We start from the raw sequence: 1,850 nt of genomic DNA on the forward strand, positions 1-1,850 counted from the left end.
TGAGCATGAGTGCCCTCGAGACGGTTACGCCGAGCCAGCTGATCAATGCTCGCCCAGTGGTGGCAGCAGTGCGCGAGTTCTTTGCTAGCAGCCAGCTGAGCCAGCTGCTCGATGAAGTGAACCCGCTGTCCGAGCTGAGCCACAAGCGACGCCTAAGCTCGATGGGGCCTGGTGGTTTGAGCCGCGAGCGAGCCGGCTTTGAGGTGCGCGACGTCCATCCTACGCACTACGGTAGAATTTGCCCTATCGAAACCCCGGAGGGTCAAAACATCGGTCTGATCAATACCCTAGCGACCTATGCGAAGGTAAATGATCTAGGCTTCGTCGAGGCTCCGTATAAAAGAGTCGTAAACGGCAAGGTTACCGACGAGATCGTCTATCTTACCGCTACGCAGGAGGAGGGGCTAGTAATCGCTCCGGCGTCCGCTAAATTGGACGAAGAGGGCAATATCGTAGAGGAGCTTTTGGAGGTTAGAAAAGACGGCGAAAACATCATGGCTAAGCGTGAGGATATTTCGCTGATAGACCTTTGCTCCGGTATGGTCGCGGGTGTGGCGGCGTCGTTGATCCCATTTTTGGAGCATGACGATGCTAACCGCGCCTTGATGGGCTCGAACATGCAGCGCCAAGCCGTGCCGCTTCTGCACTCCACCGCTCCTATTGTAGGAACTGGCATGGAGGCGATCATCGCGCGCGATTCGTGGGAAGCGATCAAAGCTAATCGCGACGGCGTCGTAGAAAAGGTCGATAATAAAAATATATTTATCTTGGGCGAGGACGAAAAAGGTCCGTTTATCGATCACTATTCGATGGAGAAAAATTTACGCACTAACCAAAACACTACCTTTTCACAGCGCCCGATCGTGCGTAAAGGCGACGTGATAAAGGCAGGTCAAATCATAGCCGACGGTCCTAGCATGGACGGCGGCGAGCTTGCGATCGGCAAAAACGCTCTCATAGCTTTCATGCCGTGGCACGGTTACAATTACGAGGACGCCGTCGTCATGAGCGAAAAGATGATTCGTGCCGACGAATACACCAGCGTGCATGTTTATGAAAAAGAGATCGAGGCTAGAGAGCTTAAAGACGGCGTGGAGGAGATCACGCGCGACATCCCTAATATCAAAGAGGAGGAGCTTACCCACCTCGATGATAGCGGTATCGTAAAGATCGGTACTCACGTAAAGCCCGGCATGATCTTGGTAGGCAAGGTAACTCCGAAAGGCGAGGTTAAGCCGACCCCAGAGGAGAGGCTTTTGCGCGCAATTTTTGGCGAGAAGGCGGGGCATGTGGTAAATAAATCTCTCTACGCGACCGCCTCTATGGAAGGCGTGGTAATCGACGTTAAAATTTTTACCAAAAAGGGCTACGAGAAGGATCCACGCACGAACAAAGCCTATGAGGATGAAAAAACCGAGCTCGAAAGGGAGCATCACGACAGGCTTTTGATGCTTGATCGCGAAGAGATGCTAAAGGTAGTGGCGCTACTTTCTAAAAGCGCTTTACAAAGCGATCAAAGCCTAAATAAAAAAGATTATAAAAAGGGCGATAAGGTTAAAAAAGAGGAGCTTGAAAGCTCCAACCGCTTTACGTTAAATTCTTTCGTCAAGGCTTATTCTAAAGCTGTTCAGAAGGAATACGAAGAGCTAAAAAACCACTTCCAAAACGAAAAGCGCAAGCTCAAAGAGGAACATGACGAAAAGATCGAAATTTTAGAAAAAGACGATATTTTGCCAAGCGGCGTCGTTAAGCTCGTAAAGGTCTATATCGCGACTAAGCGCAAGCTAAAAGTGGGCGATAAGATGGCGGGTCGCCACGGAAACAAGGGTATCGTTTCAAATATCGTTCCC

General features: G+C 50.4%; 1 protein-coding gene. It reads left to right on the top strand.

Going from position 1 to position 1,850, the window contains the following annotated elements; genetic code table 11:
- Positions 1 to 1,850, top strand: a 1,850-nt coding sequence (gene rpoB / locus Q0256_RS01625; RefSeq protein WP_297959507.1) for a DNA-directed RNA polymerase subunit beta, incomplete at both ends; no start/stop codon positions are given.

The organism is uncultured Campylobacter sp. (assembly GCF_937949835.1).
In the GTDB taxonomy this organism is placed as follows: domain Bacteria; phylum Campylobacterota; class Campylobacteria; order Campylobacterales; family Campylobacteraceae; genus Campylobacter_B.